Annotated in this window: 12 protein-coding genes; 4 read left to right on the top strand and 8 right to left on the bottom strand. The window is 70.4% G+C overall.

Going from position 1 to position 14,024, the window contains the following annotated elements:
* From STRAU_RS27440 to STRAU_RS27460, 5 genes are all read right to left on the bottom strand, one after another.
* Positions 1–309, bottom strand: a 309-nt coding sequence (locus tag STRAU_RS27440) for a hypothetical protein (RefSeq protein WP_158692132.1), incomplete at its 3' end; no start/stop codon positions are given.
* On the bottom strand, positions 302–1,393 hold the full coding sequence (locus STRAU_RS41740; RefSeq protein WP_016643662.1) for an AAA family ATPase: 1,092 nt from the start codon (positions 1,391–1,393) through the stop codon (positions 302–304). The genes STRAU_RS27440 and STRAU_RS41740, both read right to left, overlap by 8 nt.
* Positions 1,390–3,087, bottom strand: a complete 1,698-nt coding sequence (locus tag STRAU_RS41745) for a VMAP-C domain-containing protein (protein WP_259299996.1) — start codon at positions 3,085–3,087, stop codon at positions 1,390–1,392. The genes STRAU_RS41740 and STRAU_RS41745 overlap by 4 nt, the downstream gene beginning before the upstream one ends.
* Positions 3,088–3,123: 36 nt before the next feature.
* On the bottom strand, positions 3,124–4,413 hold the full coding sequence (locus STRAU_RS42510) for a hypothetical protein (protein ID WP_016643664.1): 1,290 nt from the start codon (positions 4,411–4,413) through the stop codon (positions 3,124–3,126).
* Positions 4,414–4,625: 212 nt separating this feature from the next.
* Positions 4,626–5,864 (bottom strand): TolB-like translocation protein, encoded by a 1,239-nt coding sequence (locus STRAU_RS27460; protein WP_106968064.1) that lies wholly within the window; start codon positions 5,862–5,864, stop codon positions 4,626–4,628.
* 160 nt (positions 5,865–6,024) lie between these two features.
* Here STRAU_RS27460 and STRAU_RS42515 point away from each other — a divergent pair, with 160 nt between their 5' ends.
* From STRAU_RS42515 to STRAU_RS27470, 3 genes are all read left to right on the top strand, one after another.
* Entirely contained in the window at positions 6,025–6,171 is a 147-nt protein-coding gene (locus tag STRAU_RS42515; protein WP_016643666.1) for a MerR family transcriptional regulator, read from the top strand.
* A 292-nt stretch (positions 6,172–6,463) separates the two neighbouring features.
* Positions 6,464–7,954, top strand: coding sequence for a SulP family inorganic anion transporter (locus tag STRAU_RS27465; protein WP_203227470.1), 1,491 nt, complete (start codon positions 6,464–6,466; stop codon positions 7,952–7,954).
* 50 nt (positions 7,955–8,004) lie between these two features.
* Entirely contained in the window at positions 8,005–8,688 is a 684-nt protein-coding gene (locus tag STRAU_RS27470; protein WP_016643669.1) for a class I SAM-dependent methyltransferase, read from the top strand.
* Between the two features lie 78 nt (positions 8,689–8,766).
* On the opposite strand, the gene STRAU_RS27475 is transcribed toward STRAU_RS27470, so the two are convergent.
* On the bottom strand, positions 8,767–10,911 hold the full coding sequence (locus STRAU_RS27475; protein ID WP_158692133.1) for an NACHT domain-containing protein: 2,145 nt from the start codon (positions 10,909–10,911) through the stop codon (positions 8,767–8,769).
* A gap of 71 nt (positions 10,912–10,982) precedes the next feature.
* Entirely contained in the window at positions 10,983–11,924 is a 942-nt protein-coding gene (locus STRAU_RS39240; protein ID WP_158692134.1) for a DUF6801 domain-containing protein, read from the bottom strand.
* Positions 11,925–12,239: 315 nt separating this feature from the next.
* Here STRAU_RS39240 and STRAU_RS27485 point away from each other — a divergent pair, with 315 nt between their 5' ends.
* Positions 12,240–13,223 (top strand): AraC family transcriptional regulator, encoded by a 984-nt coding sequence (locus tag STRAU_RS27485; protein WP_037662272.1) that lies wholly within the window; start codon positions 12,240–12,242, stop codon positions 13,221–13,223.
* A gap of 241 nt (positions 13,224–13,464) precedes the next feature.
* Here STRAU_RS27485 and STRAU_RS27490 read toward each other — a convergent pair whose 3' ends face one another.
* Positions 13,465–13,911 (bottom strand): MarR family winged helix-turn-helix transcriptional regulator, encoded by a 447-nt coding sequence (locus STRAU_RS27490; RefSeq protein ID WP_016643673.1) that lies wholly within the window; start codon positions 13,909–13,911, stop codon positions 13,465–13,467.
* Positions 13,912–14,024: the final 113 nt, after the last annotated feature.

Here is a 14,024-nt window from a genome sequence, read left to right on the forward strand (position 1 = left end):
CGGGGCGGGGGGATCGGTGGGTGGCCGGGGGGCGTCGGTGTCGGTGTCGGGGTGGCGGGGGTGATCGGTTCCCTGCGTCCCGGGCTCTGCCTCCGTGGCGCGGCCCTGGTGCTGCTCCTGCCGCCCGGTGCCCCGCACGGGCGCCGACTCCTCGTCACCCGTGAGGAGCTCGGGGTGATACCGGGTGAGCCAGAGGGCGTCGGCCACTTCCCACCAGCGCAGGGCGCCCACGCCCAGGCGCTCGTGATCCGCCGGGAGACGCGAGATCCGCGCGTCCCCGCCCTCGGAGGCGGCGGGGTGCTCAGTCACTCCGCCCAGTCCCATCACCGTTCAGCGGGTGCCAGATGGCGCCGAGCACCGCCTGCCATTCGGCGTCGTCGGACTCCTCGTACGCGTAGGAGCCGGACGTCGCGAGGTGCGCGGCGTTCAACAGCATGTCGGCAGCAAGGCCGTCGGACTGTTCGCTGCGGGACCTGAAGTCGCGGATCAACTTTGCCTGCATGTCACCGAGTCGGTCCGAGAAGTGGGCGGAGAGCAGTTCCGCCAACCCTTCCGCATCGGGGTCGGCCATGTCCAAACGCAGACACCGCCGAAGGAAGGCTTCCGGGAACTCACGTTCCCCATTGGACGTCATGATGACGATGGGAAATGTCCGAGCTTGGACGATCCCTTCCCTGATCGGAGCGAAGCCGCCCGGATCCGCGGTGTGGACGGTCACTTCCGGGCTCTGGTTCCTGACTCGAACGAGTGGTGGTACGGAGTACCAGCCGTCCTCGAAGAGCGTGAGGAGGTCATTGGGGAGGTCCGCGTCGCCCTTGTCCATCTCGTCGATGAGCAGGACGCGCGGCAGCCGGAAAGGGAGCATCGCCGTTCCGAGGGGCCCCAGCTGGACGAACTCGCCGATGTCCGTGGGCGGTTGGGGCCCCGGGGCGGTCTCGGGGCCCCCGGCGGTTGCTGTCTGCTGCTGGGCCACGTACCAAGCCTGCCCCGACTGCGCCCGGCCGATCACGTCGTACTCGAAGAGTCCCGAGGCCAGCGTGGTGCGGCTGGTGACGGGCCACTGGAGCACCCGGCCCAGGGAGAGCTCCCGGGCGATGCGGAACGCGAGCGCCGATTTGCCGACACCCGGACGCCCCGTCACCAGCAGGGGCCGGCGGAGCAGAATCGAGGCGTTCACGAGCCGGACCTCGTCCGCCGGGGCGCGCCGGGGCACCTCGGCCGGGCCGAGCCTGCGGTCGGCCTCGTCGTCGTCCGGCGGCGCGGGCAGGACGGGGCCGCCGCCGAATCTCCGCCAGCGTGGGCCCTCGGGCCAGCTCCGCTCCTCGTAGGGCACATCGGGCAGCGTCCGTCCTGTGCCGCGGTACGGCAGCCCGTTCGTCTCCTGCGCGTTCAATCGGTCCCCCCTACGAAAGCGGCGGGAGCGCACGCGTCACCGTCGAGGAGCTGCTGCGGATCGTCCCAGACCACGCCCAGATTCTTGAGCACGGCCTTGTCGTGCGGGCCGGTGCCGTGGAGGGCGGATCCCGCCGCGGCATCGCCCTTCCACTGTCGTGCACGGTCGGGAAGATTGGCCAGACCCTCGTCGGCCAACAGCTCCTTGACCATGCTCCTGAAGGCGTCCGGCGCGGCATGCTCACGTTCGAAGATCATCACGGGCACCCCGTGGTCGAGGCCGAGGCGCAGTTCGCGCAGCCCCAAGGCGTTCCTGGTCCGCGGAGAGTCACTGAGGACCATGCAGACCACCCCCTCCTCCTTGCCGATCTTGGCATCCAGCAGTTCGAGGTGTTCTGCCGCGGGCCGTCCCCCCGGATCGCACCAGTGGATGCGACCACCCCCCGGATCGCCCTTCCAACGCGCCCATCTCCTGCGCCACGCGTGGTGCAGATCGCGCCGCTGCATGCGCTCCAGACTGTGTGCGAATATCCACGGATACTTACTCAACAGCGGGTTGGAATGGCTGAGTTGAGGGTCCCGGTTCCACCACTCGACTGGTTCGGTGAGCAACTCGGCCGGGAGGAAGAACTCCAGGACCACGTTCTCGTCCCGAGACTGCCACAGCTCGGCCGTCGTGGACAGCAGCTCCGCCATCGCGACAGGCAGTCTGCTGCGCGGTACGGCGTCCTCGGGATCGCAGTCCTCGTGGTGGAGCCGGGCGGACTCCGCGTAACGGACCCGCGAGGAGATCCGGTAGCGCGCTTCTCGCCGGCCCTGGCGCGCCGTCTCCCGATCGGAAGGACGCAGGTCCGGGGCTATCTTGATGAACATGCGGATGACCGGGACCTGCTGGTCGGTCCCCTCCGGCCGCTCGACCGGATCGGCCATGCCGGACAACTCGCCCTGTGGGGCCGGTTGTTCACCTGACGGCCCGAAACCGGTCGGCCCCAAGTCGCCTCCGGGCGGCCTGCGTTCGGCCGCCAGCCGCTCGCGCAGCGCGTCGAGGCCGGTTCTGCCGGCCTTGCGCTCCCAGACGCCGGCGAAGTGATCGTTCCACGCGCGGATCTCACCGACGATCCCCGCCGCCTCCGTACGCAGCATCAGGTGCTCCAGCAGGACCATGCTGGGTTCGAGGCCGCCGACCGGCGCGTTGTGCCCGGCGAGGTGGACGAAGGCGTGCCACGCGGTGTGGCAGTACGAGGGCATGCGGACGCGGTCGCCGCTCACCTCGGCCACCAGCGAGGGCAGTTCGGGCAGGGTGAACTCGAGCCCGGAGCGCAGGGCGGTCCAGTCACGGCCGTCGTAGAGGCCCGTCGCGTACCACTCGTCCAGGAGCGGGCGGAGCCGGCTGGACAGGGCGGGAGCCAGGAACTCCGTGACCTCCGCCAGGCGTTCGAGGCCGTCCTCGATCCGGCTGCAGTGCCGCACCACCTCCACGAACTCCTGGCGCGGGGTGGGAAGGCCCGCGATCTCCAACCCCGGGAACTCTTCGGTGAGTTCGCGTGCCCACTGCTGACGGCCCCGCGCGTCCACCAGGGCCATCGAGGTGCCGAGCACCTCGACGAGCGCCGCCAGGACGCGCTGTTTCGCCGGCCGGCGCGCCGGCTGCCCGGTCCCCCGCCCCGCCGGGACTCTCGTTGACCGCTGTGGCACGTGCGTTCCCCTTCGCACCGCGCGGCGATGCTCCGTTCACCGCGGAATCACCTCCGCCAGGACCTCGTACAGGTGCCGGTTCGCCCAGTACGCGCCGTGGGCCGCCGATACGGGCTGTCCGTTGTCCACCTCCACGTCGCGCACCCGCGGGCCGAAGACGTCGGACCCGACGAACGACAGCAGATCGCGCGGGTCGTAAATGTTGATCCACTCCGGGAACCCGGCCGGCAGGCCGGTCCCGAACGGGCGGGACGGCAGCGCGTCGAGCTCGTACAGCAGCGGAGCCTGCGAGCCGACGGTGACGAGACGGGCGACGGACGGCCCGGCGACGGGCGGCGCGGGGACCGCGGCCGCGTCCGGCCGAGCGGCGCCCGGAGCGTGACCGGCCGCCGTCGCGTCGCCCGCGCGGTCGGTCCGTACCCCGCGCGCCAGCAGGTCGAAGGCGACGATGCCGCCCAGGCTGTGCCCCAGGAGCACCACCGGGGGAGCCAACTCCCGGGCCATTTCGGCGACGTACGCACGGACGGCCTCGCCGCGCACCAGATAGCTCAGGATGTCGCCGGAGAACCCCAGTGAGCGCTCGCTGATCGCGTCGCGCCGCCCGACGACGAACCGCGAGCCACCCGCCCGCTCCATCAGCCGCGCGGACGCGCCGAGAGCCCGTGCCAGGCCGCTCGCGAAACCGCGTGCCTCGCCGCCGAGCGCGTCGACGACGGCGTCCACCATCGCGTCCCGTCCTGGCACCGGTACAGAGCCCGGCCCGCCGGGCAGCCCCGCGAGCGCCCGGGCCACGAGCGACCGCCCGGTGAGCCGCGCCAGGCTGCCGGCGCCCAGGTCGTCCCGCGCGGCGTCGCAGGCCCGCCGGAACTCCACCGAGGCTTGAGTTCCCCGCAGGGATTCCGCGAGCAGTTCCCGAAGCCCGACCGCCTCCCATGTCCGCCGCACACCGTCGGACTCGGCGAGCGCCATGGCACGTGTCCACAGCTTCGCGCCCGGCGACACGGCTCCCGGGACGAAGCTCCCGGCCGATTCCCGCTCAATGAGGGCGAACAGCGCCAACTCCGCGTCCGGGTCCAGATACAGCAGAGCCCACCGGGCCCGCTCCTCGTCCTCGGCCGCCGGGCGCTGCACCGGTTTGCGGGGCCGGTAGCCGGGGATGGAGGCGCCGTCCGCGCGCAGATACGAACCAAGGGCGGAGCCCCAGTCGCACCCGGCCACCGTGACGTCGGGACGCACCGCGGCCAGGCCCTCGCGCACGGTGTCGAGCGAGGCCGTGTATCCGGGCGCGCGCACGCCCGTACCGTGGATGAACAGGACGCTGGGCAACCTGAACGCTCCGTCCCGTCGATGCCTGCCGAAGTCCGTCGAAGTCGTGGAACTTGCCTATGGCACAAGGTATTTGATGATGGTTCATGGTACGGCTACTTGGGCCGGAATGCCTGGCCCCGAAGGCCCGAATGCCTGGGCCCGAAGGACCGAATGCCTGGCCTCGAAGCCGCACGCCGTCGTCGTCCGTCCCTGTGGCCGCCGACGGCGGCTCAACGTACGGTGCGGACGAAGACGTCTCCGATCAGATTCGTGTCGTCGGGCACCAGGCCGGGGTGGTACGAGTCGAAGACGACGGTCGTCTCGTCGGCGCTCAGCGCCGCACGTCCCACGGTGACGGGCTTGCCGTCCTGGCCCGGTGACAGCAGTTCCTCGTGGCCGGTGCGCAGATCGCGCAGGATCAGCCCCAGCGTCCGGCGCTCCGCGTCCGCCGTGTTCAGGAGCAGCTTCGCGCCGTTCACCGACAGATCCGACACCAGGGTGAGGTCGGTGGGGGAGTGGCCGTCGTACCGCCGGAGCGCGCCGGTGCGCAGATCGCGGACGAAGGCGTTCCACGACGTGCTGGAGTCGCCGTTGGGATCGGTGCCCGGGACCAGGTTGGTGGCCACGGAGTTGAAGCCGACCTTGGAGCCGTCGGCGCTCAGCACCGGGGCGATCGCCGACCGGTCGGCCGGCGCACCGTCGTGGGTGACATCGGCCTGCGTCGTCCTCCCGGTCACCCGGTCGTACACCACGATGTCGCCCTGGTCGTCGTCGCTCTCCCCGGAGTATCCCTCCAGATAGGCCACCTTGCGGCCGTCGGCGCTCATCGAGAGCTGCTCGCACTGGTGGAAGTTCTTCGACCCGTCCGAGGGCCTGCTGACCCGCCGCACGCGCTCCGTCCAGCGGTCCAGGAGCATGACGCGGCAGGCGTACGCGCCGTGTTCGTCCTCGGTGGGCCGGGCGACGAAGGCGACGTACCGCCCGTTCGCGCTGATCGGGGCGGTTCCGTACGACACCCTGTAGCCCTCGCCCATCGGGGGCTCCAGGCGTTCGATGCGCCCGGTGCGCAGGTCCATCACGTGCACGGAGGACCTCTGAGCCGTGGCCGACCACGAGGCGAAGGTCAAGTGGCGCCCGGACTGGGACAGTTGAGGCGTCGACGTCGACTCGCCCGGCACCACCACACGCCGCAACGGCGCACCCGGGGCCGTCCGGTAGAAGATGCTGTTGGCGGCGTCCGTCCCGGGCACCAGGTTCGTAGCCGACGACTGGAAGGCCACGACGCGCCCGTTCGCGCTGACCGCCGGTTTCACCGAATGCCAGTTGCCGCCGGTGCCGTCGGGGGCCACGCTGATCCGCTCGGTGCGCGGAACCCGGTCGTCGTTCGCCGCCCCCGCGGGCGAGGCGAGACAGCCGAGCGCCGCCGCCAGGACGGCGGTCATGGAGACGAGTAACGAAGGTCTTCTCATCAGTGCTCCCTCTCTGGCCGCGGGACGGCCGCGGCCGCCCCCTGTTCCCCGTGCCCCGGCCCTGCGCGGAGGGCACACGCGATGGAATCGCGGAGTCGGCCAAGGGTCAACACCAGCGCCCGGCCGGACGAACGCCGGGCCAGGCGGAGCCAGTTGGCGTGTGGTGTCGTCAGCGGGCAGTGGTCCGGGTGAGGCGGCCGCGCACCTCGCCGGAGTCGAGACGGTCGGTGGCGGCCAGCAGCCTGAGCCGTCGCTGCGCACCATCCGGCACTACGAGGAGACGGGCCTGGTCATCCCGGTAGAGTGAGTGGTCACTGGTGATCGACGGTGATCGCTGGGGAGACCCCGAGCCGTCCCGGCTCCCACGCGGTCGCGGCTCCCACGGTTCGGGACGGACCGTTCCCGTGACCGACTGCCGTACCGGGGCGTCCCGCCTCGCCTTCGGTAGCGGGAAGAGGGGTTCCGTCCCGCCTTCTGACCTCAGCCCGCCGCACACGGGCTTCGCGGAATGCCGCCCCGGCCATCCGCCCCCTCGCACGCCCAGGGTCACGCCAGGCGTGCCCGAGCACGACAGGTAGCGCTTCTTGTCCACGCCCGCACTGACCCCGGCCGCGCGGCTGCGCGGCCTGCGCCCCGACTGGCTGTCCGACCCGAAGGTCTGGCGCACCGAGATCCTGGCCGGTCTCGTCGTCGCCCTGGCGCTCATCCCCGAGGCGATCTCGTTCTCGATCATCGCCGGGGTCGATCCGGCGATCGGCCTGTTCGCGTCCTTCACCATGGCCGTGGTGATCTCGATCGTCGGCGGGCGCCGTGCGATGATCTCCGCCGCGACCGGCGCTGTCGCCCTGGTCATCGCGCCGCTCAACCGCGAACACGGCCTCGGCCACCTCGTCGCCGCCGTCATCCTCGCCGGTGTCTTCCAGATCGTCCTCGGCGCGCTGGGCGTCGCGAAGCTGATGCGCTTCGTACCGCGCAGCGTGATGGTCGGCTTCGTCAACGCCCTCGCCGTCCTGATCTTCCTGACCCAGGTCCCCGAGATGCACGACGTGCCCTGGCCCGTCTATCCGCTGCTCATCGGCGGCCTCGCGCTCATGGTGTTCCTCCCCAGGATCACCACGGCGGTCCCGGCCCCGCTCGTCTCCATCGCCGTCCTCACCGTGATCACCGTCGCGGCCGGGATCGCGGTGCCGACCGTCGGCGACAAGGGCGACCTGCCCTCCGCCCTGCCCGCGCCGGGCCTGCCCGACGTGCCGTTCACCATGGACACGCTGACCACCATTGCTCCCTACGCGCTCGCCATGGCGCTGGTCGGCCTGATGGAGTCGCTGATGACGGCCAAGCTGGTCGACGACATCACCGACACCCACTCCTCCAAGACCCGCGAGTCGATCGGCCAGGGCATCGCCAACATCGTCACCGGCTTCTTCGGCGGCATGGGCGGCTGCGCCATGATCGGCCAGACGATGATCAACGTACGGGTGTCCGGCGCCCGTACCCGCCTGTCCACCTTCCTGGCGGGCGCGTTCCTGATGGTGCTCTGCATCGTGTGCGGCCCCGTCGTCTCCGACATCCCCATGGCCGCTCTGGTCGCCGTGATGGTGATGGTGTCGTTCGCGACCTTCGACTGGCACTCCATCGCGCCGAAGACGCTGAAGCGGATGCCCGCCGGCGAGATCACGGTCATGGTCGTCACCGTCGTGTGCGTGATCGCCACCCACAACCTCGCCGTCGGCGTCGTCGCCGGTACCGTCACCGCGATCGTGATCTTCGCCAGGCGCGTCGCCCACCTGGCACACGTCACCTCGGTCACCGACCCCGACGGCAGCCAGGTCGTCTACTCGGTCACGGGCGAACTCTTCTTCGCCTCCTCCAACGACCTGGTCGGCCAGTTCGACTACGCGGGGGACCCGGACACGGTCGTCATCGACCTGACCGCCGCTCACATCTGGGACGCCTCGTCCGTCGCCGCACTCGACGCGATCGAGACCAAGTACGGTCGGCGCGGCAAGACCGTCGAGATCATCGGCCTGAACAAGCCGAGCGCCCGGATCCACGAGAAGCTCAGCGGCGAGCTGACCGGCAGCCACTAGACCGGCGGCTCCGCCGAAGGCGCGGCGGCGGGTCCGGCTACCGTGGTCCCATGGCGCCGCTGTCCCACCTCCACCGCTTCAATCAGCGGCATCCGTGGAGTCACAACGACCACTACGGCCCCTGGGCCGCCGACCAGGTGGCCGCGTCCGGGGCCCGCGACGTCCTCGACGTCGGGTGCGGCACGGGGAATCTCGCCGCCCTGCTCCGCCGTCGCGCCGCCACCGTCACCGGGCTCGAACCCGACCCCGAGACGGCCCGCGCCGCGGCGGCGCGCTTCGCCGACGACCCCGCGGTCACCATCGTCCCGACCACCTTCGCGGGCCGCGCCCGGGAGCGGCGCTGGGACGCCATCACCTTCGTCGCCGTCCTGCACCACCTTCCGCTGGTGCCCACGCTGCGGGAACTGCGCGGCTCTCTCGCCCCGGGCGGGCGCCTCGTGGTCGTGGGCTGTTACCGGGAGGCCGGACCCGCCGACCGGCTCGCCTCTCTCCCGGCCGCGCTCGCGAACCCGGTCGTGGGACTGGCCAAGCACCCGGCACGCGCCGCCGCACCGCCCTCACACATGACGGCGCCCACCGCCGAACCGCAGGAGACCCTGCGCGTCATCCGGGCCGCGGCCGCACAGGAACTGCCCGGCGCCCGGATACGCCGCCGCCTGTTCTGGCGCTACACGCTCGTCTACGACGCCCCCGGCCGGCTTTCCGCGCCTGACCAGCACTCTCGCTGCGGCTAAGTGTTTGTTCGTCCGTTCGGAGCGGCGCGCTGGAGCTGGACGATCCGGCTGTCGCCGAGCACGTGGAACAGGGCAAGCTCAGGGACGTACTGCTTCCGCGGAAGTGGGGTGGTTCGGCGGGGCGTGCTGGATGCGGTCGCGCGTGAGGAACTCTTGGACCTCGCGGTGGCGGAACTGGTAGGCGATCCCGGCGGTGCGCATCAGACCCGCTTCGCAGCACCAGTCGAGGAAACGGCCGAGGCGCCAGGGAAGTGGTCGGCGGGACCACCAGCGGCGGGCGCAGAGCAGGAAAGCCATGTAGCGGATACCTGCGGCGCCGAGTGCCGGGCCGGCACCGGTCCTGAGCAGGGGCCCGAACACACGCCAGGGCCTGAACAGCGAGTCGAGCGCGCCCCGGCAACCGCATCTGAACAGGCGGTGGTAGAGGAGTGCGAGGGCGCGACCGCCGCCGAGACCGAACAGAAACATGTAGATGAGTACGGCCCCCAGCGCCAGCACCGGGCCCAGGGCGAACCAGTAGAAGGGGACGAACCCGAGCCCGACCACGAGGCCGGTAGCGAATCCGGTCACGAGGTCGTCCCGCACTACGCCGCGCGGCGACGTGTTTCCGTGTGACCTGCGAACGTCGGGTGTGTCCGAGAGCACGCCCGCCAGTCCGACTCCGACCATCGCGCCACCAGCGAGCCCTACCGTCAACCCGTATACGAGCCCGATCACCGGCCCGACGTCATCGCTGATGTCGACCGCGACGACGAGCCCTCCCCAGAAGAGCCCACCCGCGAGCCCGCTCACGAGCTGGTGTCTTCCAGCCGGGGTTCCGGCAGTCACTCGTCCCAGCCGGGACGGTATGGGCCAGGGAGGGATGCCGATGAGGAGACTTCCCCCCGCCAGGAGTGTCAGGTTCGTCGCATACACCTTCCAGTCATCGAGCAGGGCGGCAGGCAGGTCAGCGATGGCCCACACCGCGATGGTCAGCAGGACATGGACGATGCGGGCGCGGCGGTGGCCGGTGAGGGGCCACAGTTCATGGAGGACGAGGTCGGTGCTCGACATACGTCGCCCGGCCACTTCGCCTGCGCCGGTGGTGTTGGCGTGCAGGTAGCGGGCGAGGACCGTCAGCCAGGCGCGAATCTGCCGCTGGGTGTAGGGCGCTGCCTTGCCGCCTGTCGAGGAAGCGGCGCGGATGAACAGTTCCAGCAGGTGGTCTCGGATCTGCTCGGAGGACCGCAGGGTGAGATCGAGGAGATCCGCGGGATCACGGGCCCAGCCACCGCGGTGACGTTCGTCGTAAACAGCGAGGGCTACGGTCAGCCGCCAGGGTGTGGACAGGCTCAGAGCCAGTGGACCGGCCGGGGCGTCGCGGAGTTCGTGCAGAACGGGTCTCCAGCGGGCCCGGTTCTTGGTGCGGGCCTCGATGAACGCTTTGGCCGCGGCCGGGCTGACGTCGGCGATCTCGATGCGGTCGGCGTCCTCCGCCCACATACCCGCACGTTCGAGAGCGTCGTAGGCGGTGCTGCGGCAGATGAGGACGAGGTGGCCCCTCGTGGTGCCATCCAGATACTTGTTCATGGCCTCCAGAGCGGCCGCGGCGCGGGAGTCGTTCCCGGGAGCCTCATGGGCGTCCATTTCGTCGAGCCCGTCGAGCACGGGGAGGATCAGCCGGGCGTCGACAAGGGCCGCTGCTGCGGCAGGGCCTAGCCGGTAGGTACGGGTGAGTTGGTCGGTGAGCCAGTCGTCGAGATCGTTCCGGTCGGGGTCGAAGGTGGACAACGACAGGCGTACGGGAACGGGGTCGCCCCCCTCTCGGGCCTTGAGGAGAAGCAGCATGAGATGGACGGCGAGTACGGTTTTCCCGGCTCCGGGTGCGCCGGCGATGACGAGGCGGCGGGACCGGAGATCGCAGTAGCACGTGGCGACGTCCTCCAACGTGCCGTGGGTTCTTGCGTTGGCGGTGTGGCGGGTGGGGGAGCGCACGAAGGTGAACTCGACATTGATGGTGCGGATGTCGTCGCCGAGAAGTCTCCGGTGGGCTTGCTCCTCGCGTTTCCTGATGCCGATGGCGAGGCCGTCGGCGAGTGCGGCGGAATCGGTGTCCTGCCGTGCCTCGGAGCGCTCCGCCTGGCGCAGGCCCGCTGTCGCCAGCATCAGGGCGGCCAGCCCGACCGCCAGCCCGCCGGGGTCCACCTCCCCGGTTCCCGCCCGAACGGCTATGGTGACCGCCACCCCCACGGCCACCACCGTCAGAGCCCACCATCTCCACCGCGTGTGACGTGCCATCTCAGGATTCGCCCTGGTCACCGGCCGCGTGAGCGGAAGCGGACGACGGCGGCCACGGAAATGGTGCCCAGGACAACAGCTCCCGCAGCCAGCGGGATCAGCCTCGTGGTGCCCTGGCTGCCAGCCGTAGCCAGGTCGCCGGAGTCCGCGGCGGAGCCTTCCTTGGGCGCGCCCGCCTTCGCGACCTCGCTCGGGTTCTGCGACCCAGTGGTGCCGGAAGTGCCCGCACCAGCCGTCTCGGAGGGGGCCGGGCCGGTCGTAGTTCCCGGCCCGGTTCCAGTTCCCGTCCCGGCTCCGGTCCCAGTTCCCGTCCCAGTGATGTCGAACGATGCCACGACGTTGTTCTGCCCGGCCCCCAGCCTGCACGGCACGTCGAGCTTGACCGTCAGAACGCCGCTCGCGGTGACGTGCATGACGAGGTCACCGACGGTGATCTTCGCCTTGCCCGGTCGGCTGAAGGTGCGCTTCGGCGCGGCGGCGGTCGCCTTGACCAAGAACGGTCCGGACGCCGGAACGTTGGCCGTGGCCACCTGGAAGGGCACGTTGAGGTTGGTGTCGCCCTCCGGCGCTCTCACGCGGAACTTCGCGTCCACTGTGCCCTTGATGGTCTTGATGCCGGCCCTGCGCAGCCCTCGCGTGTCAGCCGCGTTCACCGGCACCGACGCACGGATGACGAATTCGGAGGTGGGCTTGCCGACCGGAGTCGACTTCGGGACATCCGAGTCGATCTTTACCGTGCCCGACCGTTCCCGGACCACCGGAACTGAGCACGTGTACCCCAGTTCGAGCGATACCGGGTCCGCGACTGCCGGCCCGGCGCCGCATACTCCCAAGCCCGCTCCCGCAACCCCTATGGCCAGCGTCAGTCTTAATGCGCTACGGGCCGCTGGACCGCTCGGGACGGAAGGGGATGTCCTGTGCTGCCCACGCAGGTTCTGAATCAGCTTGTCGCTTGCCATCTGGTCCCTTGAATTCCAGTCAAGTACTTGGGTCTCTACACAGAGCCTGCCTTGACGCACGGCGGACCCTGTGCCCGACCGTAGGGCCGGTTCACGGGCTGGAATTGCACGCGCGCGTAAGGAAGTTGGCGTAGTGCGCAACCGTGAGGTCAGCGCACGCGTGTGAGTTTCGACGCGTATATGTCGAGTGCCGCCCGGACCGCACTGCCGTTCCCTGAACTTCGCGGCGCCGACGGGCGGCCTCGTGCCGTGCGCACGAGAACCGGATATGGATATATGCACGCTGCGAGAAGGCCGCGGTGAAAGGTGTCTTCGATGGTTTTGGGAACTTACGTTGTCGATTCGCGGACGGCCGAGGACGTGAGGTCGCGCGAGCGCGCCGACTTCTGGAGCGAGCACGTGACGTCGTATCAAAGCCGGATGAGCTACAGGTACCCGCGCACCGATGACTTTCATGGGGGAACGGTCCGCCAGCGCACAGGCACCTATCAGCTCGTCAAGTGGTGGTCGGACACGGTCGAGTACACCCGGACCGCGGGCCAGGTGCGGCACGACCCGGACGAGGACTACCGCTTGCTGGTGCCGGTCGCCGGAGAGCTGGTGTTTCGTCAGGACGGCCAGGAACTGCGCCTGGTGCCGGACACCGGATGCCTGCTCACGTTCACCGCACCGTTCGAGATGCTGCAGGACGCCTCCGCACAGGCGTTCATCATGTCGATCCCCGCTCAGGAGGTGCACAGGCGATTGAACCGGTCGTCGCCGCTCGCTGCGAGCCTCGACCTGACCTGCGGCCTGGGCCGGGTGGTGGGCACCATACTGACCGGCCTGCACGCGGAGCGCGACACCCTCACCGGCGGCCAGTTCGACGCGGTGTCGGACCGGCTGGTCGAGCTGCTGTGCATGCTCGCGGCAGGCGACGACCGCCCTACCGCACCGGGCCATCTGACCGAGGTGGCAACGGTGGTCCGCCGGTACATCCGCGAGCACGCGGCCGACCCCGAGATGAACTGCGCCACCATGGCACAGGCGCTGGGCTGGTCGCGGCGCCAGGTGCAGCTGGCCCTGCAGCACGCCGGGACCACCCCTCGCGAGCTGATCCGTGAGGAGCGGCTGCGGTTGGTACGGGACCGGCTGCGGGCACCCGCATACCGGCATATGACGATCACCGAGCTGGCCCACGCGTCGGGATTCTCCTCCCCCAGCGCGCTCAGCACGGCATTCCGGCAGCGCTTCGGGGTATGCCCCCGCGAGATGCGGCACGCGGGGCGCCAGTCCGTCGACGATGCGCGCCGGAGCTGACGGACAGCCCGCGGGCTACGGGCCTGGGACGGGGACTCAAGGGCAGGCTCTCAACGGCCCGGTGTAGCACCGGGGATTGGCCGGTACCTGTTCGCGGCGGTCTGGCCTGGTTTCTTGGGGCCGCGTACTGCATCGACGGCATCGACTTCGTGGGGGCGGTGTTCTGCCAGTTCCCCTGCTCGTCGGCATCGTCGCCCTGGGTGCTCTCCTGTCCACCCCGACAGGAGCCCCTGCCTAGCAGTCATGTCGGCGGCGGGGGGGAGGGTGGCCGGCCCCACTGCGCCTCCAGCGTCGCCCGCAGGGCGTCGACTGTCTCCCGGCCGATCCGCTCGGCGAGCTGCTCTTCCAGTCGTTCAAGGATGACGCCGGCCTGGCGGTGCGCGCGGTCCCCTTCCGGGGTGCGCCGGATCAGCCGCTGCCGGGCAGAGGCGGGGTCGGGGACCTGTTCGAGCAGTCCGAGGGCGACCAGGCCGTGCACGGCCTGGTGGGCGGTCTGTCGGGTCACGCCCATGCGCCTGGCCAGCTCCGAGACGGTGGTGCCCTGGTCGTCCAGTACGGCGAAGAGCTGCGCCTGCGTCGGGGACACCGGCGTGGCGCCGCCCGCTTGGAGGGCTGCCAACAGCCCTTCTTCGAACCAGCGTCGGGCGTCACCGAGCAGCTGGGGCAGGTTACGGCTGGTGGATCGCATCTGTTCCTCGTGACGGCTGGGGCGGGTACCGGGCTCACCTCCACGGGTTGCCCACCAGCAGTTTTCCATGTCAGGCTACCTGACATTCTTGGCGGAAGCCGATCCGAGGAGAG

Source organism: Streptomyces aurantiacus JA 4570 (genome assembly GCF_000414115.1).
In the GTDB taxonomy this organism is placed as follows: domain Bacteria; phylum Actinomycetota; class Actinomycetes; order Streptomycetales; family Streptomycetaceae; genus Streptomyces; species Streptomyces aurantiacus_A.